Here is a 25,052-nt window from a genome sequence, read left to right on the forward strand (position 1 = left end):
GCCCCGCGCTGGAGCCGCTCCACCTCACCTCACCGGTGAATCAGCAGCGGGGGCGGTCGGGAGTCGTCCGGCGTCAGCCGGGAATCGTGATCCGGCCGTCGACAGCGGCGGCGGCGATGTCGGTGCGGTGCTGCGAGCCGGCCAGCTCCACCCCGTCCACCAGCGCGTACGCGGCGGTGCGGGCAGCGGCCAGGTCGGCGCCGGTGGCCGTACCGCAGAGCACCCGGCCGCCGGCGGAGAGCAACGCGCCGTCGCTGGCCCGGCGGGCGGTGCCGGCGTGGATGATGCCCGGTCGATCCGCCCCGGTGATCACGTCGCCGGTACGCGGCGCGGCCGGATAGTTCGGCGCGGCCAGCACCACGGTGACCGCGGCGCCCGGCCGCCACCGCAACGGCGGATGCTCGGCCAGCGTGCCGGTGGCCGCCGCGTGCAGCAGCCCGCCCAGCGGGGTCTCCAGCAGCGCGAGCACCACCTGGGTCTCCGGATCACCGAAGCGGGCGTTGAACTCGATCACCCGGGGGCCGGCGGCGGTGATCGCCAACCCGACGTAGAGCAGACCGGAGAACGGCGTGCCCCGACGGCGCAGCTCGGCCAGGGTGGGATGCACCACGTCACGCATGACCTCGTCGACCAGACCCGGCGGGGCCCACGGCAGCGGCGCGTACGCGCCCATGCCGCCGGTGTTCGGGCCGGTGTCGCCGTCGCCGAGCCGCTTGAAGTCCTGGGCCGGCAGCAGCGGCAGCGCCGCCTCACCATCGGTAACCACGAACAGACTGACCTCCGGGCCGTCGAGGAACTCCTCGACCACGACCCGGCCACACTCCCGAGCGTGCGCCAACGCGGCGGACCGGTCGTCGGTGACCACGACGCCCTTGCCGGCGGCGAGCCCGTCGTCCTTCACCACGTACGGTGCACCGAACTCGTCGAGCGCCCGCGCGGTGCTCTCGTCGTCCGTGCAGACGTACGCCCGCGCGGTCGGCACGTTGGCGGCGGTCATCACGTCCTTCGCGAACGCCTTCGAGCCCTCCAGCCGGGCGGCCTCGGCCGACGGACCGAACACGGCGATGCCCTTGGCGCGGACGGCGTCGGCAACCCCGGCGACCAGCGGCGCCTCGGGCCCGATCACCACCAGGTCGGCTGCGGTCTCCACGGCCAGCGCGGCAACCGCCGCCGGCTCCGTGGCGTTGACCGGTCGCAACTCGGCAACCCCGGCGATCCCCGGGTTACCGGGCGCGGCAATCAGCGCCTCCACGGCCGGATCAGCAACCAACCCGAGCGCGAGCGCATGCTCCCGCCCTCCACCACCCACCAAAAGAACCCGCACGACCCCGCATCCTACTGCCCCACCACCCCCCGCCTTGTTGACCAGCCCAGTGATCAAGAGGTTTGCGTCAACGGTGGGGCTGCTTGTGACGCAAACCTCTTGATCACAAAGTTCTCAGAGGGGTTGGCGGGTGATTGCTTGGCGAATCGTTTGGGGGATGTAGTCGGGTTGGAGTGTGTCGGCCCAGGTGAAACGGAGGACCGCCCAGCCCGCGTTGACCAGGCGGTTCTGGCGGCGGCGGTCGGCGAAGGCCGCCTGCGGCGTGTCGTGCGCGCTCCGCCCGTCCGCTTCAGCTATCACCCGTGGGGCGCGCCAGCCCAAGTCGCCAACGCCGAGCAGGTACCCGTCGTCGTCGCGCGGCTCCAACTGGAGCGCATCCGGAGGCACTCGGCCGTCCACACACCGCAGCCGAGCGCGCGTCTCCAGCGGCGACTGCGCGCGCCCGTCCGCCTCGGCCAGATGGGACCGCGCGGCAACCGCACCCCGTCGACCGCAGATCAGGTTCGGGATCAGCGCCAAGTCCCCTGCGGTGATCCGGTCCTGGTTGAGCGCGGAGTCGAGAACCGAGACCGCCGAGTAACGATCAACTCCGAGAATGACATCCGAGACCGTCCGAAGCGGGGAGGTCGCACGAACACCCCCAGCCTTGGCGACGTCACCGGGACCGACACTCAGCTGGTGCACGATCAACCACGGTGCCAGAACGCGCTGGGGCCGGGGCCGACCAACCGGCACCGAGACGTGGACCTGCGAAGTCCGGCGGAGACCCGCAATGCCGTGCAACTCGAGCGCGGTGCCGAAGACAGCGAAGGCGCTCGGGCCAAGACTCGTGACTGCCGCCCGGACCCGTGCCCGTCGTAGTGCCGAGTCGGTAACCTCTGCCGTCGGTAGGAAACAGCTGCGGAGGAGCCGCTGCCACCTGCCGGACCGATGTAGCTGTCGGACCTGATCCCGGGTCAGGCCAGCGCGCAGCGCTTGCGCCAGGGTGACCATCCCGTCCTGCCCGGCGGCAACAGTGCGAAGAAGCTGGTGTGGTCCCACCACCCCACACTGCCAACCGACCCACCCCGGCCGAAGCCCCTGTGGACAACATCGGACCCCTGTGGATAACTCACCCCTACGCCTGGATACACCTCGGCCACGCCTCAGTGATCAAGAGGTTTGCGTCAATCCCGAGCGGATCCCTGACGCAAACCTCTTGATCACCGGCAAGAGCGGGGTGGGGCGGGGCGGGGCTGGGTGGGGGGTTAGGGGAGGAGGGGGTGGAGGACTACGTTTTCGTCTCTGCCGGGGCCTACGCCTACGACGCTGACCTTCGTGTTGCAGAGCTCCTCTACCCGGGCGATGTAGCGGCGGGCGTTCTCCGGCAGGTCTTCGGCGGTGCGGGCCTTGGTGATGTCCTCCCACCAGCCGTCGAGCTCCTCGTAGATGGGCTTCGCGTGGTGGAAGTCCGTCTGCGACATCGGCATGTCGTCGACCCGCTTGCCGTTGATCTCGTAACCGACGCAGATCGGCACCTTGGCCAGCCCGGTCAACACGTCCAGCTTGGTGATGACGAGGTCGGTCACGCCGTTCAGGCGGCAGGAGTACCGGGCGACGACCGCGTCGAACCACCCGCACCGGCGTTCCCGGCCGGTGGTGGTGCCGTACTCCGCGCCGATCTTGCGGAGGTGCGCGCCGTTGGCGTCGAACAGCTCGGTCGGGAACGGTCCGGCGCCGACCCGGGTGGTGTACGCCTTGCTCACCGCGATCACCTGCTTGATCGCGGTGGGCGGAATGCCGGCACCCACGCACGCGCCACCGGCGGTCGGGTTGGACGAGGTCACGAAGGGGTACGTCCCGTGGTCCATGTCGAGCATGGTGGCCTGGGCACCCTCCAGCAGCACCGTCTCGCCGCGGTCCAGGGCGTCCCAGAGCATGGCCCGGGTCTCGGCGATGTACGGCTTGAGCCGCTCGGCGTACGCCAGGTACTCCTCGACGGTCGCCTCGAGGTCGATCGCCTTGCGGTTGTAGACCTTGAACAGGATCTGGTTCTTCTCGCGCAGCGCGAGTTCCAGCTTCTTGCGCAGGATGCCCGGGTCGAGCAGGTCCTGGAGCCGGATTCCGATCCGAGCGACCTTGTCGCCGTACGCCGGGCCGATGCCCCGGCCGGTGGTGCCGATCCGGGACGAGCCGAGGTACCGCTCGATCACCCGGTCCAGCGCCCGGTGGTGCGGCATGATCAGGTGCGCGTCGCCGGAGATGCGCAGCCGGGAGACGTCGACGCCCCGCTCGGCCAGGCCGTCGATCTCGGTGAGCAGCACCTTCGGGTCGACCACCACGCCGTTGCCGATGACGATCATCGCGCTCGGCGAGAGCGCGCCGGACGGCATCAGGTGCAGCGCGTACTTCTGGCCGTCCGGGGTGATCACCGTGTGGCCGGCATTGTTGCCACCGGAGTAGCGCACGACGTAGTCGACCCGCTCACCCAGCAGGTCGGTAACCTTGCCCTTGCCCTCGTCGCCCCACTGAGCGCCGATGAGCACGATCGCTGGCATCTTTTCCGCCTCCAGAAGGCTCGGGTGCCAGGTGGCGACCGGTTGGCGAGCCCGGGGTGTCAGGTTAACAAGTAGTGACGGCGCGGCCGGCAGGGGTCGCGGCGAGAGGTAGGAGGCTCCTTCCGTGTACGACGTGGTGCTGCTCACCCTCGGTTCGGAGCGGGACGCTCCCGGGGGCTGCGGCAGCGGCGGTGCCTGCTGCGGCGGTGCGACCGAGGCCGAGACCGAGCCGGCAGCCGGCACCGACCCGACCGCACACAGCGCCGATCCGACGGAGCCCAGCGCCGGCCCGACCGGGCACACCGGCAGCGGCGACGCCGACCGGTGTGCCACCGAGCGGCCCCGGGTGCCGGTGCTGGCCTGCGTCGACGCCCTGAACGCCCGGGGCGCCCGGGTCGAGACGGTCACCGCCCGCTCCGACGCGGAGATCGACGAGGTGTTGGCCCGGCTCGACGGTCCGGCCCGCCCGGACGGGCTCACCTGGCCGGATCCGGACAGCAAGACCCGGCTGGTCGTCGCCACGGCCAGCGACGGGCAGTTGCGCGCCGTGCTGCGCCGGCTGGTCCGGCGGTACGCGCCAGCGCCGAGCCGCCGTCCGGCGGACCTGCCCGGTGACCGGACGCTGCCCGACCTGCCGCCGGTGGCCGTACTGCCGCTCGACCCGGCACGCGGTGGCACCCACCAGGATCTGGTCGCGCAGCTCGGGCTGCCACGCGACCCGGCGGCGGTCGCCGCTGCCGTGCTCGACGGCACGCCGCGCCGGCTGGACCTGCTGCGCAACGACGGCGGCTCGGTGACCCTGGACGGCGCGCTGCTCGGCGCCGCCGACGACTCCGGCCGGCCGCTGCACTGGCGGGCCCGGGTGGAGGTGGACGACGCCATCCTCACCAACGGCGACGAGCCGCTGTTGGCCTGCGCGGTCGGCAATGCCGGCGGCTACGCGACGCTCGGCGACGTGACGCTGCTGGCCGCACCGGACCCGGCCGACGGCCAGGTCGAGGTCGCGGTGGCTGTCCCGGTGGTCGTCCGCTCGGCGTTGGGCAGGAAACGGGTACGCCTGGAGGTGCGGCGGGCTCGCGGCCGGGCCGTGTCGGTGCTGCCCCGGGAGGGAAAGGTGCCCTACCTCGACGATGGTGTCGAGGGCGAGCTGACCCGGAAGCGGTCCTGGTGGATCGAGCCGGGCGCCTGGGCGGTCTGGTCGATCTGACCCTGGCTGCGCCGGCCGGCCGTCGTCGTCCGGTGCGCATATCCTCGCAAGGGACTGGGGAGGAACCGTAATGGACGAGAACGCCGACCGGGCTCAGGTGCCCGGCCAGCAGCCGGTGCCGGAGCGGGACATCGAACCACTCTGGCCACCCGATCCGGGTGCCGGTGCCGTGGTGCCGCCGTGGGCGTCGGTCGCCGATCAGCGGGGTGGCCCACCGCCAGCGGTGCCGCCGTCGGTCGTGCCGCCGCCGGTGCCGGCACCGACCGGCCGTCCGCCGGTTCCCGGCCAGCCGGGGGCTCCAGCCATGGCCCCACCGTCGCCGTCCGACTACCCGTCGCTCACCGGCGTTCCGGCACCTGGCGGTTGGGGAGCCACCGGGCCGTCGGGCACCGCGTCGGGCTGGGCCACGCCGCAGCCGGGTTGGACGCCGCCGGCCGACCCGCCGACTCCTCCGGCACCCGAGGCACCCGCCCCGACGGCGGGCGTCGACCTGGACCTGCCGTTCTCGCTCGACCGCCCGGCCGCACCCGCCGACGGCACCACCCCGGCGGCACCCGAGCTCGCCGACCGTCCGGCTCCGATCGCACCCGCGCCCGCCGACCGTCCGGCTCCGATCGCACCCGCGCCCGCCGACCGTCCGGCTCCGATCGAACCGGCGGCGACCGTGCCCGCCGATCCCGCAGCGACCGACCCTTCGACGGGTCAATCCACACCGCCGGTCCGCGCAGCGACCGACCCCGGGGCAGACCCACCCGGCCCGGCGGATCCCGGTGAGCCCGCACCGACGGACTCGGCGGCGGAAAGGGGCGTCGGTGCCAGCGCCGTCGAGGACGGGCCCGCCGTCGGGACGGCTCGGCCGACGACCGAGTCGCCCTGGGCCCAGCCGCCGCAGCGCCCGGCTGGCACCGCCCACGACGAGGCCGCCGCCGCGACGCCGCCGATCCCCGCCCCGCCCGGTCCGCAACGGCAGCCGCCGTACCCGCCCGGCCCGCAGCCGCAGCCGCCGTACCCGGCCGCCCCGCACGCCGGCACCGGCCAGACGCCGCCGGCTCCGGTGATTCCCGGCCAGGTGCCCATCCCTTCGCCACCGGACCCGACGCAGTTCGGCGCCCCGCAATTCGGCGGCCCGGCACCGCAGCAGGCTCCGCCGGTGACTCCGCCGCCGGGGCCGTTCCCGCCGTCGCCGGGCTGGTATCCGCCGCCGTGGCAGCAGGGCACGCCCGGCGCGCCACCACCACCGCAGCAGCCGTACCAAGAGGCGGACGCAGTCGCCCAGGTTCCCTCCACCGACTATCCGGACGCGACCTGGACACCGGAGACCACCGCGGCACCGACCGCCGAGGACTTCGCCCGACGTCGGCAGGTCCGCCCCGCCGATCCGGTGGCCACCACGGGTGTCCGCGCGGTCGTCAACAAGATGGGCCTGCTCCGGCTCGCGCCCGGGCGGCACGAGCAGGAGCTCAAGCGGGACATCGAGATGGTGCGCCGCAACTTCGGCGGGCTACGGCAGGTGACCGTGGTCAACCCGAAGGGCGGTGCCGGCAAGACGGTGGCCATCCTGCTGCTCGCCATGACCTTCGGTCAGAAGCGCGGCGGGTACGTGCTGGCCTGGGACAACAACGAGACCCAGGGCACCCTGGGAATGCGGGCCCAGCAGGACTTCCACTCCCGCACGGTACGGGACATGCTGCGTGACCTCGGGCAGTTCCAGGGTGCGCACGGCAGGGTCGGTGACCTGTCCCAGTACGTCCGCTCGCAGGGCGAGGGGATGTTCGACGTGCTCGCCTCGGACGAGTCGGCAACCGGCGGCGAGATGCTCACCGCGGCCGCGTTCGCCGAGATCCGCGAGGTGGTCAGCCGGTTCTACAAGTTGATCTTCGTGGACACCGGCAACAACGTCCGGGCGCAGAACTGGCAGGCCTCGATGGACGCCACCGACCAGCTGGTGGTCACCATGTCCGCCCGTAACGACTCGGCGGAGACCGCCGCCCGGATGCTCGACCACCTGGAGCAGAGCGGCCGGCAGCGGCTCGTCCGGCAGGCGGTGACGGTGGTGTCGATGCCGCCGTCCCGTAAGGAGATCGACCTGCCGGCCATCCAGGAGCACTTCGCGGCCCGGACGAGGGCGGTGCTGCTGGCCCCGTACGAGCGGCTCATCGACACCGGCGAACCGATCCGGTACGGCGGGCTCTCCTCGGCCACCCGGGACGCCTGGCTGAAGATCGCCGCCTCGGTCGCCGAAGGGCTGTGACCGCCGGCGGCCGGCCCGGCCTCGTGCCGGACCGGCCGTCCGGCCGGTGTCAGATGCTGGCCAGCGCGTCGGCCGCCGCCGGGTCGCAGTCGCGGAGGAACTGGGCGCAGCGGGCCGCCTCGTCCGCCTCGCCGATCTCGTCGGCGGCCCGGGAGAGCACGTAGAGGCAGTGGAGGAAGCCCCGGTTCGGCTCGTGCGACCACGGCACCGGCCCGTGGCCCTTCCAGCCGCTGCGGCGCAGCTGGTCCAGGCCGCGGTGGTAGCCGGTGCGCGCGTAGGCGTACGCCGCCACCACCTGGCCCTGCGCGAACGCCCGGGTTGCGAGCTCCGCCCAGGCGGCGCTGTAGGTCGGGAAACGGGCGGCCACCTCGGCGTACGCCTGGTCACTGCCGGCCTGTTCGGCGGCGGCCAGGGCGGCGTCGGCCTCAACGTGCGCGGGCAGGAGGGTGGCCGGTGGCTCTGGCAACAGGTTCTGCATCGTCCCATTCAACCCGCTGGACAGGGCGACACGCGAGCGGGTCGGCCGATGCGCCCGCCTGAACGGCTGAGGAGTTGGTCACGCCTGCGGCCTATGCCGCCCGCAGGTGATTTCCACTACAACTATTGGTCCGGAGCCTCCCCAGGAACCGGTTAAGCAGGAGCCCGGTGGCCACAACCACCGGGCTCCTGTCGTTTCCACCCCGGCCGGGGTTTGGCTGGCCCTCCCGCAGGGGCAGGATGGCCCGGTGCCGACCCCACCTCCCGCGGACGTCATCGAGCCGCAACCGCACACCGACGAGATCCAGACCCGGGACGAGTTCGACCGGCGGCTGGCCGACGGCCGACTGACCGGGCTGACCGTGCAGGGGCTGCGCCTCGACCTGGCCCCGGTGCCCGACCTGACCGGCGTCGAGGTCGCCGGCACGCTCTTCGTGGGCTGCCGGTTCGCCTCCCGGGATGTCGGCGCCGACCTGGTCCGGCGCGGCGCGAACGTGGTGCCGCCGTTCTCCGGGCTGCCGTACCCGACCCAGCCGGCGCACCTCTACACCCCGGAGGACCTGGCCGCCGGGTTCGTCGAGGGCGGGTTCGCCGGGATGTACGACAACCGGGTGTACGAGCACTACCGGGCGCACGGCGGCGCGTTGCCCGACGTCAAGGAGGCGCTCGGTCAGCGGCTGCACGACCACGGAGTCGACAACGCCTTGGCGGACGCCACCCGGGCCTGGCTGGCCGAGTACGGCCCGCAGTCGGTGGTGGGCATCATGGGCGGGCACGCCGTGCGGCGCGGCAGCGCGGCGTACCGGATGGCGGCCGTGCTGGGTTGGGAGCTGGCCCGGGCCGACCGGCTGGTGGTGACCGGCGGCGGCCCCGGGGTGATGGAGGCGGCGAACCTCGGCGCCTACCTGGCCGACCAGCCGGCGGCCGAGGTGACCTCGGCGATCGACCTGCTGGCCACGGCGCCCGACTTCACCGACCACGACCGGTACACGGCCACGGCGTTGACCGTCCGGCAGCGGTACGCGGGCCTGCCGCGGCAGCGGGGCGCCGACGCGGGGTGGGCGCGGGCCGGCGGGCTGGCCGTTCCGACCTGGCTGTACGGCCACGAGCCGGCGAACCTGTTCGCCGGGCGGATCGCCAAGTACTTCTCGAACGCGATCCGGGAGGACACCATCCTGCGGCTCGCTCGGGGCGGCATCGTCTTCGCGCCGGGGCGGGCGGGCACGGTGCAGGAGGTCTTCCAGGCGGCCACCAAGACCTACTACGGCACCGACGGGGCCAGCGGCGCGTACGTCTTCCTGGACCGCACGTACTGGACCGAGGAGCTGCCGGTGGAGGCGCTGCTGCGCCCGCTGCTGACCGCCTCGCCGTTCGGTGACCTCTCCGCGACGATCCACCTGACCGACGACGTACGCGAAGCCGTGCGGCTGCTGACGACCTGAGGAACGACGACGGCCGGCCCCCGAGCGGGAGCCGGCCGTCGTGGAACGTCGTTACTTGGCCATCGTGGTGCCGGTGGAGCGCAGGTGCTCGCACGCCTCGACGACCCGGGCCGCGAGGCCGGCCTCGGCGGCCTTGCCCCAGGCACGGGGGTCGTACTGCTTCTTGTTGCCGACCTCACCGTCGATCTTCAGCACGCCGTCGTAGTTACGCAGCATGTGGTCGGCGACGGGCCGGGTGAAGGCGTACTGGGTGTCGGTGTCGATGTTCATCTTCACGACGCCGTAGTCCAGTGCCTCGCGGATCTCGCTGAGCAGGGAGCCCGAGCCGCCGTGGAAGACCAGGCTGAGCGGCTTGTCCTTGCCGTACTTGGCGCCGACCGCGTCCTGGATCTGCTTGAGGATCTCCGGACGGAGCTTGACGTTGCCCGGCTTGTAGACGCCGTGCACGTTGCCGAAGGTCAGCGCCGCCATGTAGCGGCCCTTCTCGCCGAGGCCGAGCGCCTCGACCATGGCCAGGCCGTCATCGGTGGTGGTGTAGAGCTTGTCGTTGATGGCGTTCTCGACGCCATCCTCCTCGCCGCCGACGACGCCGACCTCGATCTCGAGGACGATCTTGGCCTTGGCGGCCTCGTCGAGGAGCTGGCTGGCGATCTGCAGGTTCTCTGCGACCGGCACGGCCGAGCCGTCCCACATGTGCGACTGGTACAGCGGCTCCTCGCCGCGCTTCACCCGCTCCTGCGAGATGCCCATCAGCGGGCGGACGAAGCCGTCCAGCTTGTCCTTCGGGCAGTGGTCGGTGTGCAGCGCGATGTTGACCGAGTACTTCTTGGCCACCTCGTGCGCGTACGCGGCGAACGCCACCGCGCCGGTGACCATGTCCTTGATCGAGGGACCGGACAGGTATTCGGCACCGCCGGTGGAGACCTGGATGATGCCGTCACTCTCGGCGTCGGCGAAGCCCTTGAGCGCCGCGTTCAGCGTCTGGGAAGAGGTCACGTTGATCGCGGGGTACGCGTACCGGCCAGCCTTGGCGCGGTCCAGCATCTCCGCGTAGGCCTCGGGGGAAGCGATGGGCATATCGAACGCTCCTTACTTACCTCTCGGCCGTGCTGGCCGCTGTTGTTCATTTGTGCGCCGGACCGCGCTGTCCTCCGCCCGGAAGTATCCCGTAGGTGAGGTGCGCCGACACAACCGACCCGGTCCGGACCGGCTGGCCGCACCGGTCAACGGTTGTCCCAGCGGTCCGGCACGATGACGCTGATCAACCAGGTGACGATGGTCATCACGATGGCTCCCCAGAACGCCGCCCAGAAACCGTCCACCTGGAACGGTAGGTCGAGCCCGTGCGCGATCCAGTCGGTGAGCAGGAAGAGCAGCGCGTTGACGACGAGCGCGAACAGGCCCAGGGTCAGCAGGTAGAACACGCAGCCGACCACCCTGATCACCGGCTTGAGCACCGCGTTGATCACGCCGAAGATGAGCGCCACCACGATCAGCGTGAGCACGGTGTTGCCACCCGAGCGGCCGTTCACGTCGACGCCGGGCACGATCAACGTGGTGATCCACAACGCGACGGCCGTGATCAGCAGCCGGATCAGGAAGCCCACGGCACCATCCTGGCACCGGGCCACGCCGCCCCGGGGTGATTCCGCCGACTCGGCTTGCGCGCGCGACGCCGACGCAGCCCGTACGGTGGTGGTGACCGTGCACCGACCCACCCGGGAGAGACGATGGGCCAGCCCGTTGAGGACTTCATCCCCGGCGACCACCTCACCCCGGACGAACGCGATCCCGAGGCGGAGCCGGCCGACGCGGTCGAGCAGGCCGCGGTGGTCGGCCCCGCCGACGTCGACGCCGAGCCGCACCGCGGCCTGGAGGTCAACGACTGGGACGCTATGGAACAGGCCCGGGTGGTCACCGGAGACGAGGACGACTACCGCTGACGCGACGCCCCGTCACCTCACCGGGCAGCGTCGACCAACATCGGGTGGCGGGCCACCCAGTCAGCGAGCCGGTCCTCCCGCAGCGCGGCCAGAAGCTCCGGGGCGAGTTTCGGATCGGCGACCAGGTGCAGTTGCGGCCCCCGGAGCTCCGTGACCGGCAGGCTGAGCCCGACCGGTTCCAGCGTTCGGAGCGTCGGCACGAGCCGCATCAGGTCGAGCAGGGCAGCCCGGTCGGGTGACGTCACGAGATCCGAGCCCACTGCGCTCAGTAGCTTGGCGAGCGCTACCGGGTTGGTGAGCACGCCCTGGTCGGTGGCCTGACGGATCAGCCCGGCGGCGAAGAGGCGCGCATTGCGATCCCGGTCCTGACCGCCATCGCGCAGCCCGCGCCGCTGACGGAGCAGGTCGACCGACGCGGCGCCCTCGACGCGCTGGCAGCCGGCCGGGAAGACCCGCTTCGTGTGGATGGAACGCACCTCCTGAGGCAGGCAGACGGGCACCCCGCCGACCGCGTCGGTCAGTTTGCGCAGCGCGGGATAGGTCAGCACCACCCCAGCCGTCACCTCGACACCGGTCAGGTCGGTGACCGTCCGACGAGCGAGGTCGTAACCGTTGGGCAGGTCCCAACGGTCATCCCTGGCACCGAAGAAGAACGCGGCGTTCAGCTTCTGGCTGCCGTGGCCCGGGACCGGCACCTCCAAGTCGCGCGGCAGCGAGATCAGGTACGGGCGACTGCGGTCGGCCGGGACGTGCAGCAGCAGCACCGAATCCGTCCGCGGCGGGCTTGAAGGCGTGCCGTTGCCGTCGACACCGACCAGCAGGATGGTCACCGCCCCCTTCGGCACCGGGCGAGCCGACTCGGCGAGCAACTCGGCGGCCTGCGGCGGCCCGGAGCGCTCCGGGGTGAGCAGCGGCACCCCGATCCCCAGCACGCCGAGCAGGGCCAGTGCCGCGCCCCCGGCCTGCCAACGTTGGCGGCGGCGACGACGGCGGGCGACCAGCCGGTCGATCGCGGCCCGCAGCGGGCCGGTCGGCGGGGTCAGCGGCTCGTGCCGGGCGAAGGCGGCACGCAGGTCGTCCTCGATCATGATCAGGCCTCCACGTATTCGGCCCGGAGCGTGGCCAGAGCCCGGGAGATGGACGAACGTACGGTGCCGACGGCGCAGCCGAGAATGTCGGCGATCTCGGCGTCCGGCAGGTCTTCGTAGTAGCGCAGCACCAGCGTGGCCCGCTGTCGGCGCGGCAGCCGGGACAGCCAGGACCAGATCTGGTCCCGGTCCACGGCGGACTGGGCGTGGTCGGCAAGCGCTGGCACCCCTTCGTCGGGCTCCGCGCGCAGCAGCACCCGGCGCATCCAGGAGCCACGCCGCCAGTCGACGTACTGGTTGGTCAGCATCCGGCGCACATAGCGCTCGGGCGAGTCCGCTCGGGCGACCCGTCGCCAGTTGAGCTGGACCCGGACCATCGTCTCCTGCAGCAGATCCTGTGCCTGGTGCGGATCGCCGGTGAGCATCACCGCGTACCGCAGTAGCGGGGCCAGTCGCGTGTCCGCGAACTCCTCGTACGTCACTGCACCTCCTGAGCTCCTGCCTCAGATGACGGGAGCGGGTGGCCCGAACGTTGCGGCAGCGCTGATCAACCTTTCGGACGATCCTGATGCCAGCGTGACATTCGAGACGGCAGCCATCCGACCAGCGCGGGTGACAGTGCTGGCGGTCAGGGTGGCGGCGGCGGCTCGTTGCCGGTCACCGGCCAGTCGGTCGGCCTGGTCGCCGGCCTCGGCGCGCTGCTGCTCGCCGCCGGCGTCGGCGGTTACCTGGTGGCCAAGCGTCGGCGGACCCGCTTCGTCGCCTGATCCACCCCGCACCGCCGGTGCCCCGTCGACCACCTGGTCGGCGGGGCATCGTCCGTTGAGCGCCGACCGGGTGGTCGGGGGCCCGGTCCGACGCGGCACGAGACCGGGCTTCGGTACCCTTTGTGGCCGTGGACACAGCTGAGAAGACCCGGGCTCTCACGGAGAGCGTCGCCCTGAACCCGCTCGATCCCAAGGATCTGTTGCAGACCTTCGGGCTGATCGGCGTCTGGGTGATCCTCTTCGCCGAGACCGGCCTGCTGGTGGGCTTCTTCTTCCCCGGCGACTCGCTGCTGTTCCTCGCCGGGGTGGCGGCCTCGCCGGTGGCGGACGCGATCTTCGGCGACGGCACTCGACTCTCCCTGATCGGCCTGCTGATCGGTGGGCCGATCTGCGCGATCATCGGAGCGCAGCTGGGCCACTGGCTCGGCGCGCGGTTCGGCCGGCGCATGTTCGAGCGGCCGAACTCCCGGCTCTTCAAGCGGGAGTACGTGGAGAAGGCGGAGTACTACTTCCAGAAGTTCGGCCCGGCGAAGGCCGTGGTGCTGGCCCGCTTCATTCCGATCGTCCGCACCTTCCTCAACCCGGTGGCCGGCGCGCTCGGCATGCCGGCCCGACAGTTCCTGCTCTGGAACGTCGTCGGCGCGGTGCTCTGGGTGGACGGCATCCTGCTGATCGGCTACCTGCTGGCCGACCAGATCTACCAGGCGATCGGCGACAAGATCGACCACTACATCCTGCCGGTGGTGGCCCTGATCATCGTGATCTCGGTGCTGCCGATCTTCTTCGAGTTCCTCCGCGACCGGCGGGCCCGTAAGCGCGGCGAGGCGGTCGCGGTGGTCGCGGCAGCCAGCGCCGTCGGCGCGGTGGACGCGGTCCGCGAGGCGTTCGACCACGACGAGCACCCGCACGACCGTCGGCGGCCGGAGCACGGCCAGGAGCACTGACCTCGGGTACGACGACGGCCGGCCCCCGGTTGGGGGTCGGCCGTCGGCATGTTCGGACCCGGCCTCCGGCGGTGCGGCCGGGGACGAGCAGAGGTTATCGACCGATGGCGCCACCCCTGGCTCGCCACCGGACACCGTCCCGGCGCGGGACGATGTGCACTGCCTAGTTCAGCGGGCCTTCTTGGTGGCCCGCTTACGCGGCGGGGTCAGCAGGTCGGCGATCGTCGCGATCGCACTCGGGACCAGCCGGTAGTACGCCCAGACACCGCGCTTCTCCCGCTCCAGCAAGCCGGCCTCGGTGAGGATGCGCAGGTGGTGACTGACCGTCGGCTGAGAGAGGCCGAGCGGCGCCGTCAGGTCACAGACGCACGCCTCGCCCTCGGGGGCCGACTGGATCAGGCTGAGCAGCCGCAACCGAGCAGGATCGGCAAGGGCCTTGAGGACCCCCGCCAGACGCTCGGCGTCGGCACGTTCGATCGGCTCACCGGCAAGCGGCGAGATCTGAGGCATAGTCATTTCGGCCAACGCAGTTCCCACGTATTCCATCCTTCCACCAGCAGCATCGATCCGCCTGCATATCAGCAGATCCGAATCGGTAAATTTTTACGCCACAAGGCCGAGGTCAGCCAACGTATAGGCGGCCCGGTACGGCAATCCGGCGGCTCGCACCGCGTCGCCGGCGCCTCGATCAACAATAACCGCCACGCCCACGACTTCGGCCCCGGCCTCACGAAGCGCCTCGACCGCGGTCAACACACTTCCGCCCGTCGTCGAGGTGTCCTCGACCGCCAACACGCGGCGGCCGGCCACCTCCGGTCCCTCGATCCGACGCTGCAAACCGTGGGCCTTGCCCGCCTTGCGCACCACAAAGGCGTCCAGGGCCCGACCGCTCGGAGCGGCGGCGTGCAGCATCGAGAGCGCGACAGGGTCCGCGCCCAGGGTGAGCCCGCCGACAGCGTCGTACTCCCAATCGGCCGTGAGGTCGAGCAACGCCCGACCGACCAACGGGGCGGCCTGGTGATGGAGCGTGACACGTCGCAGATCGACGTACCAGTCCGCCTCGCGCCCCGAGGAGAGCACGACCCGGCCGTGGACCACAGCCAGGTCGGTAATGAATTTACGCAGGTCGTCGCGGTCCCCCATGGCGATAGAGGTTACTGCGCAAGTCTGAGCGCCGTATGCGGGGTCCACCCTGATCAGCCCGGCGGGGGACCGATGGTTGGCGATGTACGACTACGCTCAGCGACCGGACCGGTTGCGGCGCGCCAACGTCGCGGCGCGGACGTCTCCGACGAGGGCGACCTGTCGGGGCTCAGCGTTCGTCGCGACCGATCCGGCCGCGGGTGTCCCGGGTGAACGCCTCGAGGAGCCGACGCGGCGCGTGCCGCAGACCGGCAACGGCCACCTTGTACTTCCACGACGGGACGCTGACCGACTTACCTTTGCCCAGGTCACGCAGGGCTTCAGCGACCACGTAGTCGGCCTCCAGCCACAGCCACTCCGGCGTCTTCGACATGTTGATGCCGGCTCGATCGTGAAACTCGGTGCGGGTGTAGCCGGGGCAGAGGGCCATCACCCGGACGCCGAGAGGCCGCGTCGACAGGCCCACGGACTCGCTGAAATTGGTAACCCACGCCTTGCTGGCCGAGTAGGTCGACCCGGGCATCGCCGTACCGAATCCGGCAACCGAAGAGACATTTATCACTGCCCCGTCCCGCCTTTCGGTCATCGGCCGTAACGCCGCCAGGGTCAGCCGCATGACCGCGTGCACGTTGAGCCGCAGGAGACGCGCCTCGTTCTCCGCCGACGAACGGAGGAACGGCTTGTTCAGGCTGACTCCTGCGTTGTTGATGAGCAGATGCACCGGGCTGCCGTCGCCGAGTCGCTGCTCCACGGCGGCGCAGCCGTCGTCCGTGGACAAATCAGCCGGAATGGTCTCCACCGGACGGCCGTGCAGCGACCCCAGCTCGGCGGCCGACTCGGCCAGCCGGCCCGCGTCCCGGGCGACCAGCACCAGGTGCCAGCCGTCCGCCGCCAGCCGACGGGCGAACGCCGCGCCAATGCCAGCGGTGGCACCGGTGATCAGGGCCCGTCGCTCGGTGGTCGTGGGGTCGAGCGTCACGGGCGATCCTCACCTGGGCGGGTACGGGGGCGCGGGCGGTGCCGCCTGGGGCGGGTGCGGGGCGGGCATGAACGCGGGCGGGGCGGACGGCACGATCGGAGTCGCCTGGCGGTGCCGACCGAACCAGGCGTTCGCCGCCGGCAGGGCCAGCAGCGCGGCCACCACAAGGTAACCGAGCCCTTGCCCGACGGAAAGCCCGGCGTTGAGCGGAATCCACCAGGCCGGGTACGCGTCACCGATCAGGTTCAGCAACTCGGCGGTGGCCCGCTCGTCGGCACCCAACCGCAGCGGTGCGGCCCGCTCGCCGATCAGCACCGCCACGCTGCAGCAGCCGGCGAGCAGGCCGACCCCGCAGACCACCCAGGCGGCGACGCGGACGCCGGCGCGACCGCTGAGCAGCCCGAGGGCCAGGCCAGCGACCAGCACCGCGGAGAGTGCCGCCAGCACCGCCGACAGCGCCGCCGACGCGCGCAGCAGGGTCACCACGTCGTCGATCTCCTGTGGGCTGCCCGAGGTGTCACGGGCGGCCGAGCGGAACGCGTCGACCGTTCGCCCCAGCACCACCAGGTCGACGACGGTGTACGCGAGTGCGGCGACCGCCATCAGCAACAGCACCGCCGCGGCCAGCAGGACCACGACGGGCCGGCGGGCCGGTGCCGATTCCGGGTACGACACGACGAATCCCTCCGGTAGGCGTCGGGTTGCAACCTACTCGGAGGGATCGTCGGCGTCGTGGTTATCGAGCGGTCAACTCGTTGACGGCGGGGTCGGGCCCGGACGGTCCGTCGGCGGCGCGTCGTCCGGCCGGTCCGTCGGCGGCGTCTCGGCCGGGCGGTCGGTGCCCGACCCGGACGAGGATGGCGGCGCGTAACCCTGCTGCTCCGGCCCGGGAGCCTGGCCCGGCGTCGTCGGGTAGCTCGGCTCGCCACTCGACGGGTAGCCGGGCGTCTGCGGGTAGCCGGGCTGAGCGGTGGTCTGCGGGTAACCCGGGTAGCTGGCGCCCGGGGTCGGCGGCTCCCAGGCGGCCGCCGGCTTACGGAAGAACTCGTTGGACTTCGGCAGTGCCAGCAGGATCAGCGCGGCGAGCAGCGCGAGCAGGCTGATCACGCCAATCACGATGCTGACCGGGGTGAGCCAGGACGGCAGCGCCTCGTCCAGCCGACGCTGGATCTCCTCGCCACTCGGCATGTCACCGCTGCTGTCGCCACCGCCGGTGGTGGTGAAGCTGCCGGCCGCCCCGCTGAGCAGGGTGCCACCCACGCAGCAGACCATGAGGCCGCCGACGATCCAGGTGGTGATCCGGGCGCCGTTGCGGCCCTGGTTGTTGAAGATGGCCAGGACGCCCAACACGACCGCGAGAACCAGCAGCAGGATGCTGCTGCCGAGGCCGAAGGCGAAGAAGAAGTCCGCCACCTGCTCGGCGCCCTCGACGGTGCTGCCCTCGTACGCCTCGCGGAGCACGTCGCGGGTCTTGCCGATGGTGCTGAGAGTGAGGATCAGACTGATCACCTGGCACGCCAGGAACACGAAGAGCAGGTAGCTGGAAATCGTCACGGTGGATGGCCGCTGGCGGGCCGGCGTGCTCTGGGAATCGACCACGATTCTCCTTCCCTAGATCGCGCCCACACCGTATCGACAACCGGCCACTCTGGCATGCCGTGGCAGGCCGGGTGGCCCGCCGTTTCCGGCTCAGCGCTCCCCGGTCGGAGGTTGGATCGCCAGCTCAGCCGGGTCGAGCAGGTCACCGCGGGCGACCCGCCAACCCTCTTCGCCGTACGCCTCGAAAGCGAGCCGTGCGGCGCCACCGGACTGGTAGTCGTGGTAGCGCATCGTGCCGGCCGGTGGCAGCCCGGTCACTCCGGCGGCGGTGTAGCGCGCCTGCCCGGACTCGGACCAGGTGTAGCGCCGCCCGCCGAGGTCGATGGTCGGGGCGCCCGGGGTGACCGTCGCGCCGGGTTCGGCGGTCCAGAGCACCAACTCCAGGTCGGGGTTGCCCTCCACGGAGAGCCACATGCCGGTGCCGGTGCCGAGCAGGTGCTGCACCCAGCTCCAGTCCCCCTCGACGAGTCGGACCGTGCCGTCGACGACGTACTCCCGCTCCCGGATCCGCACGCGGTCGCCCGGGGCCAGACGCTGCGGGTCGCCGCGCGGCGTCTCCGTCACCGTTCCGCGTGCCGGCCGGCCGCCGGGCTGCTCGCCGCCGGGTCGGGCCACCGCCCGCCGCCGGGCCCGCACGACGGTCGCCGCCACGGCCACCGCGAGTACGGACACGGCCGCCACCAGGTACGTCACCGACGCGTCCACCCGACCACCCCCCCAGGTACGTCGGCGCGAACGGTAACAATCCCCGGTATCCGGGTGGGGCGCGTTGTGGCCGAACGCTCAGCTACCGGGAGGACTCCGACGCATCGCCGGGCACCACCGTGGACGACTCCCCGGCCCACGCTTCGGGCGGGGCCGGCGTCAGGTGCGCGGCCGGATCCGGGCAGATCAGGTGACCGGGTGGCAGCTGCTGCCCCGGCGGAAGGAAGCCGGGCGTGCCGTGTGCCGGCGGCACGAACGGATATGCCGGGATCGCCGGGTAGGACGGTGGGGACCAGGCCAGGGCGACCGGGGCGGGTGGCCCCTCCGTGGATGCGGCACGTGGCACGAACCAGCGGTGAGCCGGCGGCAGCGCCAGCAGCAGCACCAGGGCCGCGGTCATGATCAGGACGGCGAGCACGGTCACCCCGGCCGCCGGGACGAACAGGTTGTCGAGAGGGTCGGCGTTCGAGTAGAGCGTGTCGTAGAACCTGGACTCCTGCCAGACGTCGTCCGAACCGGGCTCCGCCACGGTCTCCGGCTGGAACAACGTGGGCACGATGAGCCCACCGGAGCAGCACTGGGCGAAACAGACCAGCAGTTGAGCGCCGCTGGCGACGAAGACCATGATCCGCGCGGTGTTGCGGCCCCGCCGGACCGGGCCGGCCGTGGCCGCCAGCCATCCCGCGAGCAACAGCGCGGGTACGGCGATGATGAGCGTTATCGCGACGTTGCTCTTCCGCTCGCCGGCCACCTCGGCCGGGTCGGCGTCCGACACGAGCCGTGCCGCGCGGCTGATCTCGTCGTCGAAGTGCACCGCCTCGGCGACCGCCATAGCGGCCAGGGCGACCAGGATCAGCACCATCGTGAGTTGCAGCCAGAAGGCGACGGTCACGGTGCCGGGGCGGGGTGGGCGTGCCGGCGCGCTCATGATTCGCAAGGTACGAGGGGCTGGCAATCGCCGGGAGGACCGATCGGGCAGCCCCGGCCGGCGAATGGATCATGCTGCGTCGAGTCGTTGGGTCGCGTAGCCGCCGAGGGTCTCGCGCCCCATGACGCAGCCGACGAAGGTGGTGAACTCGGTCGGGTCGTCCCGCAGCGACGCCCAGGCCGCTCGGGCAGCATCCGGGTCGGCGCGCTCCAGCAGACTGGCCGCGTACGCCCGGCCGGCCGGTGAGCCCTCGGCCAGCAGCCGGTCGAGCTGCCGGCGGACCTCCTCGGGGTGCTCGTCGAGGGCAGCCTCGACCCGGTGGTACGCCTCGGTCACCGGCAGCAGCGTGCCGGCGAAGCCCACCCCGCCAAAGGCGAGCGTGTCGGCCGCAGCCAGTTCGTCGACCGCGGCGCCCAACTCCCGTTCCCACTTCTTTCCGATGCCGAACATGCCCCCATCCTTTCCCCGTCCGCACCCGCCCCACCCTGTTGATCAAGAGGTTTGCGTCATGGGAAGACTTGACGCAAACCTCTTGACCACCGGTGCCGGGAGCGGTCGGAGGGTCAGGCGGGGGTCACGGACAGGGTGTTCGTCTGGGTTGCGAGGTCGACCTTCACCGTGTCGCCGTCGCGGATCGTTCCGGACAGCAGAGCCTTCGCCAACTGGTCGCCGATGGCCGTCTGGACCAGGCGGCGGAGGGGACGGGCACCGTAGATCGGGTCGTAGCCATGCTCGGCGAGCCACTGACGCGCGGACTCGGTGACGTCCAGCGCCAATCGGCGGTCCGCGAGACGGTTCCGCATACGGTCGAGCTGGATGTCCGCAATGGAGCGCAGATCGTCACCGTGCAGAGCGGCGAAGACCACGATGTCGTCCAGCCGGTTGAGGAACTCCGGCTTGAAGTGCGCGCGGACCACCGCGAGGACCTCCTCCCGGCGCTGCTCCTCGGCCAGCGTCAGGTCGCTGATCACCGACGACCCGAGGTTGGACGTGAGGATGAGGATCGCGTTGCGGAAGTCCACCGTGCGGCCCTGGCCGTCGGTCAGTCGACCGTCGTCGAGCACCTGGAGCAGCACGTCGAAGACGTCCGGGTGGGCCTTCTCCACCTCGTCCAGCAGGATCACCGAGTACGGCCGGCGACGCACCGCCTCGGTGAGCTGACCGCCCTCCTCGTAGCCGACGTAGCCGGGCGGGGCGCCGACCAGGCGAGCGACGGAGTGCTTCTCTCCGTACTCGCTCATGTCGATGCGGACCATCGCCCGCTCGTCGTCGAAGAGGAACTCGGCGAGCGCCTTGGCCAACTCGGTCTTACCCACACCGGTCGGGCCGAGAAAGAGGAAGCTGCCGGTCGGGCGGTCCGGGTCGGCGACGCCCGCCCGAGCCCGGCGTACCGCGTCGGAGACCGCGCCGACCGCCTCGGCCTGGCCAACGACCCGGCCGCCCAGCGACTCCTCCATTCGGAGCAGCTTGGCCGTCTCGCCCTCGAGCAGCCGACCGGCCGGAATGCCGGTCCAGGAGGCGACCACCGCGGCGATGTCGTCCGCGCCGACCTCCTCCTTGAGCATCGCGCCGTCGGCCTGGAGCCCGGCCAGCTCCTCGGCGGCCTGCTTCAGCTCGACCTCGAGCGCGGGGATGCGGCCGTAGCGCAGCTCGGCGGCGCGCTCCAGCTCCCCGTCGCGCTCGGCCCGCTCCGCCTCACCCCCCAGACGCTCCAACTCCTCCTTGGCGGTGGAGAGCTTGGTGATGTGGCTCTTCTCCGTGTGCCAACGCTCGGAGAGCGCGGTGAGCTGCTCGCGCTTGTCGGCCAGCTCCTTGCGCAGCCGGACCAGGCGCTCGGCGGAGGCGGCGTCCGGCTCCTTGGCCAGCGCCATCTCCTCGATTTCCAGCCGGCGGACGGCCCGCTCGATCTCGTCCACCTCGACCGGCCGCGAGTCGATCTCCATCCGGAGGCGGGACGCGGACTCGTCGACGAGGTCGATCGCCTTGTCCGGCAGGAACCGGTCGGTGATGTAGCGGTCGGACAGGGTGGCGGCGGCGACCAGCGCGGCGTCGGTGATCCGGACGCCGTGGTGCACCTCGTAGCGCTCCTTGAGCCCGCGCAGGATGCCGATGGTGTCCTCGATCGTCGGCTCGCCGACCAGCACCGGCTGGAAGCGGCGCTCCAACGCCGGGTCCTTCTCGATGTGCTCGCGGTACTCGTCCAACGTCGTGGCGCCGACCATTCGCAGCTCGCCGCGGGCGAGCATCGGCTTGAGCATGTTGCCGGCGTCCATCGAGCCCTCGCCCTTGCCGGCGCCGACCACGGTGTGCAGTTCGTCGAGGAACGTGATGACCTGGCCGTCGGAGTTCTTGATCTCCTCCAGTACGGACTTCAGCCGTTCCTCGAACTGGCCCCGGTACTGTGCACCGGCGACCATCGCGCCGAGGTCCAGCGAGACCAGCTTCTTGTCGCGCAGCGACTCGGGCACGTCACCGGCCACGATCCGCTGGGCCAGGCCCTCGACGATCGCGGTCTTGCCGACGCCGGGCTCGCCGATCAGCACGGGGTTGTTCTTGGTACGCCGGGAGAGCACCTGGATGACCCGGCGGATCTCCGAATCCCGGCCGATCACCGGGTCGATCTTGCCGTCCCGGGCGCTCACGGTCAGGTCGATGCCGTACTTGGTCAGGGCCTGGTAGGTCTGCTCGGGGTCGGCGGTGGTGACCCGCCGGTCCCCACCCCGGACGGTCGGGAAGGCGGCGATCAGCGTCTCTTCGGTGGCCCCGGCCGACTTGAGCACGCCGGACACCGCACCGCCCACCCGCGCCAGGCCGGCGAGCAGGTGTTCGGTGGACGTGTACTCGTCGCCCAGCGGCCGCGCGATCTGCTCGGCGGCGCCGATGGCGTTGACGAACTCCCGGGCCAGCGTGGGCTCGGCGATGCTGGAACCGCGGGCCGCCGGCAGGGCGTCGACCGCGCGTTGGGCGGCCCGGCGCAGCTCGGCGGGGTCGGCCCCCACGGCGCGCAGCAGGCCGGCGGCGGTCGAGCCGTCGGTGTCCAGCAGTGACAGCAGCAGGTGCCAGGGCTCCACGGTGGCGTGGCCACGCTGGTTTGCCCGCGCGACGGCACCGGTGATGGTTTCGCGGCTCTTGGTGGTGAGGCGTTCGCTGTTCATGGGCTCCCCCGGATCGGCGATGTCCATTGGATTGGACAAAACCAGAGTTGAGCGTATTCCGCTCAACCTTAGCCCTGTGACGCCGGTCACTCGCGCTGCCGCCACCGCCAACCGAGCTCTCCGGCCGCCGGGGGTGGGCCGGGCAGCGGGTCCGCGTCCGGCGCCGTCGACAGGCCAGCCAGCAGCACCGCGAGCTGGCGGCGGCGCAGCTGCCCGGTCCGCTCCGGATCGGGTACGCGCACCGCGGCGCAACCCTCCAGCAGCAGCCCCAAATCCTGCACGACCGCGTCGGGGCGCAGCCGCCCGCTGGCATGGGCACGTTCGACCAGCGCGATGGCGAGCTCGTTGGCGCGCATCGCGTCGCGGCCCATCTCCTCGGTCGGGGTGAAGGTGCCGGCCAGGTGGACGGTGAGCGAGTGCACGTCGGCGTCGACCACCCGGGCCAGGAACCCGGTGAACGCGGCCCAGTCGTCCGGCTCGGCGAGGGCCGACTCGGCCTCGGCGACGTACCGGCGCAGCCCGTCGTGGCAGAGCTGGCGCAGCAGGTCCTCCTTTCCCGCGTACCGCCGGTAGAGGGCGCTGATGCCGACGCCGGCGCGTTCGGCGACGGCGGCGATCGGCGCCTTCGGGTCGTCGAGGAAGACCGCGCGGGCGGCTTCCAGGATCACTTCGTTGTTGCGGGCGGCCTGGGCACGGCGCCCGCCCATCGTCTTCCCGGTAGTCGTCGACATGACCTCACACTAGCAGTGGAACGGATCGTTCCGGTCTGCTACTCTGATTGCAGAACGAAACATTCCGTTCCGAAGGAGTTACACGATGACCGGCACCGCGATCCGCCCGTTCCGCGTTGAGATCCCGCAGACCGCCCTCGACGACCTGGCCGCTCGGTTGGACCGCACGATCTGGGCCGCCGAGTTGCCCGGTGCCGGCGACGCGTACGGGATGAGCACGGACCGGGTTCGCGCCCTCACCGACCGGTGGCGCAACGGGTTCGACTGGCGGACCGTCGAGGCCCGACTGAACGCCCACCCCCAGTTCGTCACCGAAATCGATGGCGAGCAGATCCACTTTCTGCACGTCCGGTCGTCCCGGCCGAACGCCACCCCGCTGGTGCTCACCCACGGCTGGCCCGGCTCGGTTCTCGAATACCTGGACGTGATCGCCCCGCTCACCGAGCCGACCGACCCCGACGCGCCGGCCTTCCACGTGGTCATCCCGTCGCTCCCCGGCTTCGGGTTCTCCGGGCCGACCCGCAGCGCCGGCTGGAACCGCTTCCGCACGGCCCGCGCCTGGGCCGAGCTGATGAGCCGACTGGGGTACGAGAGCTACGGGGCGGTCGGCAACGACGCCGGCTCGATGGTCGCGCCGGAGCTGGGGCGCATCGACCGGGCGCACGTGCTCGGCGTGCACGTCACCCAGCTCTTCTCGTTCCCCTCGGGCGACCCGGCCGAGTTCGCTGGGCTCTCCGAGGCGGACCAGGCCGCGCTCGAGCACCTTCAGTGGTTCTACGAGAACAAGTTCTCCTTCAACCAGGTGCACAGCCAGCAGCCGCAGACCCTGGCGTACGCGCTGACCGACAGCCCTGTCGGGCTGCTCGCCTGGAACGCGCAGCTCTTCGACGAGAGCCTGGACGTCGACTTCGTCCTGGCCAACGTGGCGCTCTACTGGTTCACCGGCACGGCCGCCTCGGCGATCCGCTTCTACTGGGAGGACGCGCACGCCGGCCCGGCGCCCACCGAGCCGACCACCGCGCCGACCGCGCTGGCCATGTTCCCCGGCGACTTCCAGTCCATCCGCCGCTTCGCCGATCGCGACCACGCGAACATCGTCCGGTGGACGGCGTACGAGACGGACGTCGACGGGCGGGGCGAGGTCGGCGGCCACTACGCCGCCCACCAAGCCACCGACGTGCTGGTCGGCGATGTCCGCGAATTCTTCGCCAGCCTGCGCTGACCCTGGTGCCGGCGGTTGGTGCCCGCCCCCGCGCGATGGGGGTGGGCACCAACGCGTCCGAGTTCGACCAAGATCTACCCTTGGTTCACGAAGCGGTAGCCTTGGTTCGTGCGAGTACGTGTTGAGCAGACCGCCTTACCGGGGATCGGGGTACGCCACGATCTGGTGACGGAGTCCGGACGCCGCTTGGGCGTGGTCTCCCACCGCAATGGCCGCCGTGATCTCGTCCTGTACGACCCTGACGACCCCGACTCCTGCCAGGCGGACATCCCCCTGACGGACGACGAGGCGGAGGCGCTGGCCGACATCCTCGGCGCATCGCTGATGCTCGGTCAGCTCTCCGGGCTGCGTGAGCAGGCTGCCGGGCTGCTCACCGAGCAGATCGCCATCACGGCGGGGTCGCGGTACGTCAACCGGAAGCTCGGCGACACCAAGGCGCGTACCCGCACCAGCGCCTCCATCGTGGCGGTGCTGCGTGACGGCGAGGTGATCGTCTCGCCGCTTCCCACCTTCCGTTTCGCGGCCGGTGACGTGGTGGTCGTGGTTGGGAACCGCAAGGGTCTCGACGGCGTGTCCGCCATCCTCGCCGACAGTGACCCGGACGGCTGAG

At 71.5% G+C, this 25,052-nt stretch carries 26 protein-coding genes and 1 pseudogene; 8 read left to right on the forward strand and 19 right to left on the reverse strand.

Annotated elements, in window-relative coordinates:
• Window positions 1–73: 73 nt before the first annotated feature.
• The 4 genes and pseudogenes from purD to V6V47_RS05030 form a co-directional block, all read right to left on the reverse strand.
• Entirely contained in the window at window positions 74–1,324 is a 1,251-nt protein-coding gene (gene purD / locus V6V47_RS05015; RefSeq protein ID WP_334626774.1) for a phosphoribosylamine--glycine ligase, read from the reverse strand.
• Between the two features lie 114 nt (window positions 1,325–1,438).
• On the reverse strand, window positions 1,439–2,008 hold the full coding sequence (locus V6V47_RS05020) for a DUF559 domain-containing protein (RefSeq protein WP_334627069.1): 570 nt from the start codon (window positions 2,006–2,008) through the stop codon (window positions 1,439–1,441).
• A gap of 216 nt (window positions 2,009–2,224) precedes the next feature.
• Window positions 2,225–2,368: pseudogene (locus tag V6V47_RS05025) on the reverse strand (type IV toxin-antitoxin system AbiEi family antitoxin domain-containing protein); the annotation flags it as partial.
• Between the two features lie 203 nt (window positions 2,369–2,571).
• On the reverse strand, window positions 2,572–3,861 hold the full coding sequence (locus tag V6V47_RS05030; protein ID WP_334626775.1) for an adenylosuccinate synthase: 1,290 nt from the start codon (window positions 3,859–3,861) through the stop codon (window positions 2,572–2,574).
• Between the two features lie 124 nt (window positions 3,862–3,985).
• Here V6V47_RS05030 and V6V47_RS05035 point away from each other — a divergent pair, with 124 nt between their 5' ends.
• Together V6V47_RS05035 and V6V47_RS05040 are read left to right on the forward strand one after the other, a co-directional pair.
• A complete protein-coding gene (locus V6V47_RS05035; RefSeq protein ID WP_334626776.1) occupies window positions 3,986–5,068 on the forward strand; it encodes a diacylglycerol kinase family protein in 1,083 nt (360 codons plus the stop codon).
• Window positions 5,069–5,138: 70 nt separating this feature from the next.
• Window positions 5,139–7,319, forward strand: coding sequence for a MinD/ParA family ATP-binding protein (locus tag V6V47_RS05040; RefSeq protein ID WP_334626777.1), 2,181 nt, complete (start codon window positions 5,139–5,141; stop codon window positions 7,317–7,319).
• Window positions 7,320–7,368: 49 nt separating this feature from the next.
• On the opposite strand, the gene V6V47_RS05045 is transcribed toward V6V47_RS05040, so the two are convergent.
• A complete protein-coding gene (locus V6V47_RS05045; RefSeq protein ID WP_334626778.1) occupies window positions 7,369–7,797 on the reverse strand; it encodes a DUF3151 domain-containing protein in 429 nt (142 codons plus the stop codon).
• 247 nt (window positions 7,798–8,044) lie between these two features.
• On the opposite strand from V6V47_RS05045, the gene V6V47_RS05050 reads away from it, so the two are divergent.
• Window positions 8,045–9,238 carry an LOG family protein gene (locus tag V6V47_RS05050; protein ID WP_334626779.1) on the forward strand — a complete coding sequence of 398 codons (1,194 nt, stop codon included), beginning with the start codon at window positions 8,045–8,047 and terminating at the stop codon, window positions 9,236–9,238.
• Between the two features lie 51 nt (window positions 9,239–9,289).
• Here V6V47_RS05050 and fbaA read toward each other — a convergent pair whose 3' ends face one another.
• A complete protein-coding gene (gene fbaA, locus V6V47_RS05055) occupies window positions 9,290–10,315 on the reverse strand; it encodes a class II fructose-bisphosphate aldolase (protein WP_334626780.1) in 1,026 nt (341 codons plus the stop codon).
• A 146-nt stretch (window positions 10,316–10,461) separates the two neighbouring features.
• Window positions 10,462–10,845 carry a phage holin family protein gene (locus V6V47_RS05060; protein ID WP_334626781.1) on the reverse strand — a complete coding sequence of 128 codons (384 nt, stop codon included), beginning with the start codon at window positions 10,843–10,845 and terminating at the stop codon, window positions 10,462–10,464.
• Window positions 10,846–10,968: 123 nt separating this feature from the next.
• On the opposite strand from V6V47_RS05060, the gene V6V47_RS05065 reads away from it, so the two are divergent.
• Window positions 10,969–11,181, forward strand: coding sequence for a hypothetical protein (locus V6V47_RS05065; protein ID WP_334626782.1), 213 nt, complete (start codon window positions 10,969–10,971; stop codon window positions 11,179–11,181).
• Between the two features lie 17 nt (window positions 11,182–11,198).
• On the opposite strand, the gene V6V47_RS05070 is transcribed toward V6V47_RS05065, so the two are convergent.
• Both V6V47_RS05070 and V6V47_RS05075 read right to left on the reverse strand, forming a co-directional pair.
• A complete protein-coding gene (locus tag V6V47_RS05070; protein ID WP_334626783.1) occupies window positions 11,199–12,269 on the reverse strand; it encodes an LCP family protein in 1,071 nt (356 codons plus the stop codon).
• A gap of 2 nt (window positions 12,270–12,271) precedes the next feature.
• Complete coding sequence (locus V6V47_RS05075; protein ID WP_334626784.1) at window positions 12,272–12,751, reverse strand: SigE family RNA polymerase sigma factor; 480 nt, start codon at window positions 12,749–12,751, stop codon at window positions 12,272–12,274.
• Between the two features lie 168 nt (window positions 12,752–12,919).
• Between V6V47_RS05075 and V6V47_RS05080 the strand changes: the two genes are divergently transcribed.
• The gene (locus V6V47_RS05080) at window positions 12,920–13,036 is read left to right on the forward strand and encodes an LPXTG cell wall anchor domain-containing protein (protein WP_334626785.1); all 117 of its coding nucleotides are present in this window, start codon (window positions 12,920–12,922) and stop codon (window positions 13,034–13,036) included.
• A gap of 122 nt (window positions 13,037–13,158) precedes the next feature.
• A complete protein-coding gene (locus V6V47_RS05085) occupies window positions 13,159–13,980 on the forward strand; it encodes a DedA family protein (protein ID WP_334626786.1) in 822 nt (273 codons plus the stop codon).
• Between the two features lie 168 nt (window positions 13,981–14,148).
• Here the strand turns inward: V6V47_RS05085 and V6V47_RS05090 are convergent, their stop codons facing one another.
• The 10 genes from V6V47_RS05090 to V6V47_RS05135 all read right to left on the reverse strand — a co-directional run bounded on the left by V6V47_RS05090 (window position 14,149) and on the right by V6V47_RS05135 (window position 23,220).
• A complete protein-coding gene (locus V6V47_RS05090) occupies window positions 14,149–14,526 on the reverse strand; it encodes an ArsR/SmtB family transcription factor (RefSeq protein ID WP_007454255.1) in 378 nt (125 codons plus the stop codon).
• 57 nt (window positions 14,527–14,583) lie between these two features.
• The gene (gene pyrE, locus V6V47_RS05095) at window positions 14,584–15,123 is read right to left on the reverse strand and encodes an orotate phosphoribosyltransferase (RefSeq protein ID WP_334626787.1); all 540 of its coding nucleotides are present in this window, start codon (window positions 15,121–15,123) and stop codon (window positions 14,584–14,586) included.
• 169 nt (window positions 15,124–15,292) lie between these two features.
• Window positions 15,293–16,102 (reverse strand): SDR family NAD(P)-dependent oxidoreductase, encoded by an 810-nt coding sequence (locus tag V6V47_RS05100; RefSeq protein ID WP_334626788.1) that lies wholly within the window; start codon window positions 16,100–16,102, stop codon window positions 15,293–15,295.
• A gap of 9 nt (window positions 16,103–16,111) precedes the next feature.
• Entirely contained in the window at window positions 16,112–16,777 is a 666-nt protein-coding gene (locus V6V47_RS05105; protein WP_334626789.1) for a hypothetical protein, read from the reverse strand.
• Window positions 16,778–16,849: 72 nt separating this feature from the next.
• Window positions 16,850–17,701 (reverse strand): hypothetical protein, encoded by an 852-nt coding sequence (locus tag V6V47_RS05110; RefSeq protein ID WP_334626790.1) that lies wholly within the window; start codon window positions 17,699–17,701, stop codon window positions 16,850–16,852.
• Window positions 17,702–17,791: 90 nt separating this feature from the next.
• Window positions 17,792–18,406 carry a DUF4178 domain-containing protein gene (locus V6V47_RS05115; protein ID WP_334626791.1) on the reverse strand — a complete coding sequence of 205 codons (615 nt, stop codon included), beginning with the start codon at window positions 18,404–18,406 and terminating at the stop codon, window positions 17,792–17,794.
• Between the two features lie 82 nt (window positions 18,407–18,488).
• Window positions 18,489–19,334, reverse strand: a complete 846-nt coding sequence (locus V6V47_RS05120; protein ID WP_334626792.1) for a hypothetical protein — start codon at window positions 19,332–19,334, stop codon at window positions 18,489–18,491.
• 69 nt (window positions 19,335–19,403) lie between these two features.
• Window positions 19,404–19,784 carry a hypothetical protein gene (locus V6V47_RS05125; RefSeq protein WP_334626793.1) on the reverse strand — a complete coding sequence of 127 codons (381 nt, stop codon included), beginning with the start codon at window positions 19,782–19,784 and terminating at the stop codon, window positions 19,404–19,406.
• Between the two features lie 113 nt (window positions 19,785–19,897).
• Window positions 19,898–22,489: an ATP-dependent chaperone ClpB gene (clpB, locus tag V6V47_RS05130; protein ID WP_334626794.1), complete on the reverse strand. Its 2,592-nt coding sequence runs from the start codon at window positions 22,487–22,489 to the stop codon at window positions 19,898–19,900.
• Window positions 22,490–22,575: 86 nt separating this feature from the next.
• Window positions 22,576–23,220: a TetR/AcrR family transcriptional regulator gene (locus V6V47_RS05135; RefSeq protein WP_334626795.1), complete on the reverse strand. Its 645-nt coding sequence runs from the start codon at window positions 23,218–23,220 to the stop codon at window positions 22,576–22,578.
• Between the two features lie 85 nt (window positions 23,221–23,305).
• Between V6V47_RS05135 and V6V47_RS05140 the strand changes: the two genes are divergently transcribed.
• Entirely contained in the window at window positions 23,306–24,442 is a 1,137-nt protein-coding gene (locus V6V47_RS05140) for an epoxide hydrolase family protein (protein WP_334626796.1), read from the forward strand.
• Between the two features lie 108 nt (window positions 24,443–24,550).
• Entirely contained in the window at window positions 24,551–25,051 is a 501-nt protein-coding gene (locus V6V47_RS05145) for a cation:proton antiporter regulatory subunit (RefSeq protein WP_334626797.1), read from the forward strand.
• Window position 25,052: the final 1 nt, after the last annotated feature.

It is taken from the genome of Micromonospora sp. CPCC 205539 (assembly GCF_036906815.1).
GTDB lineage: Bacteria > Actinomycetota > Actinomycetes > Mycobacteriales > Micromonosporaceae > Micromonospora.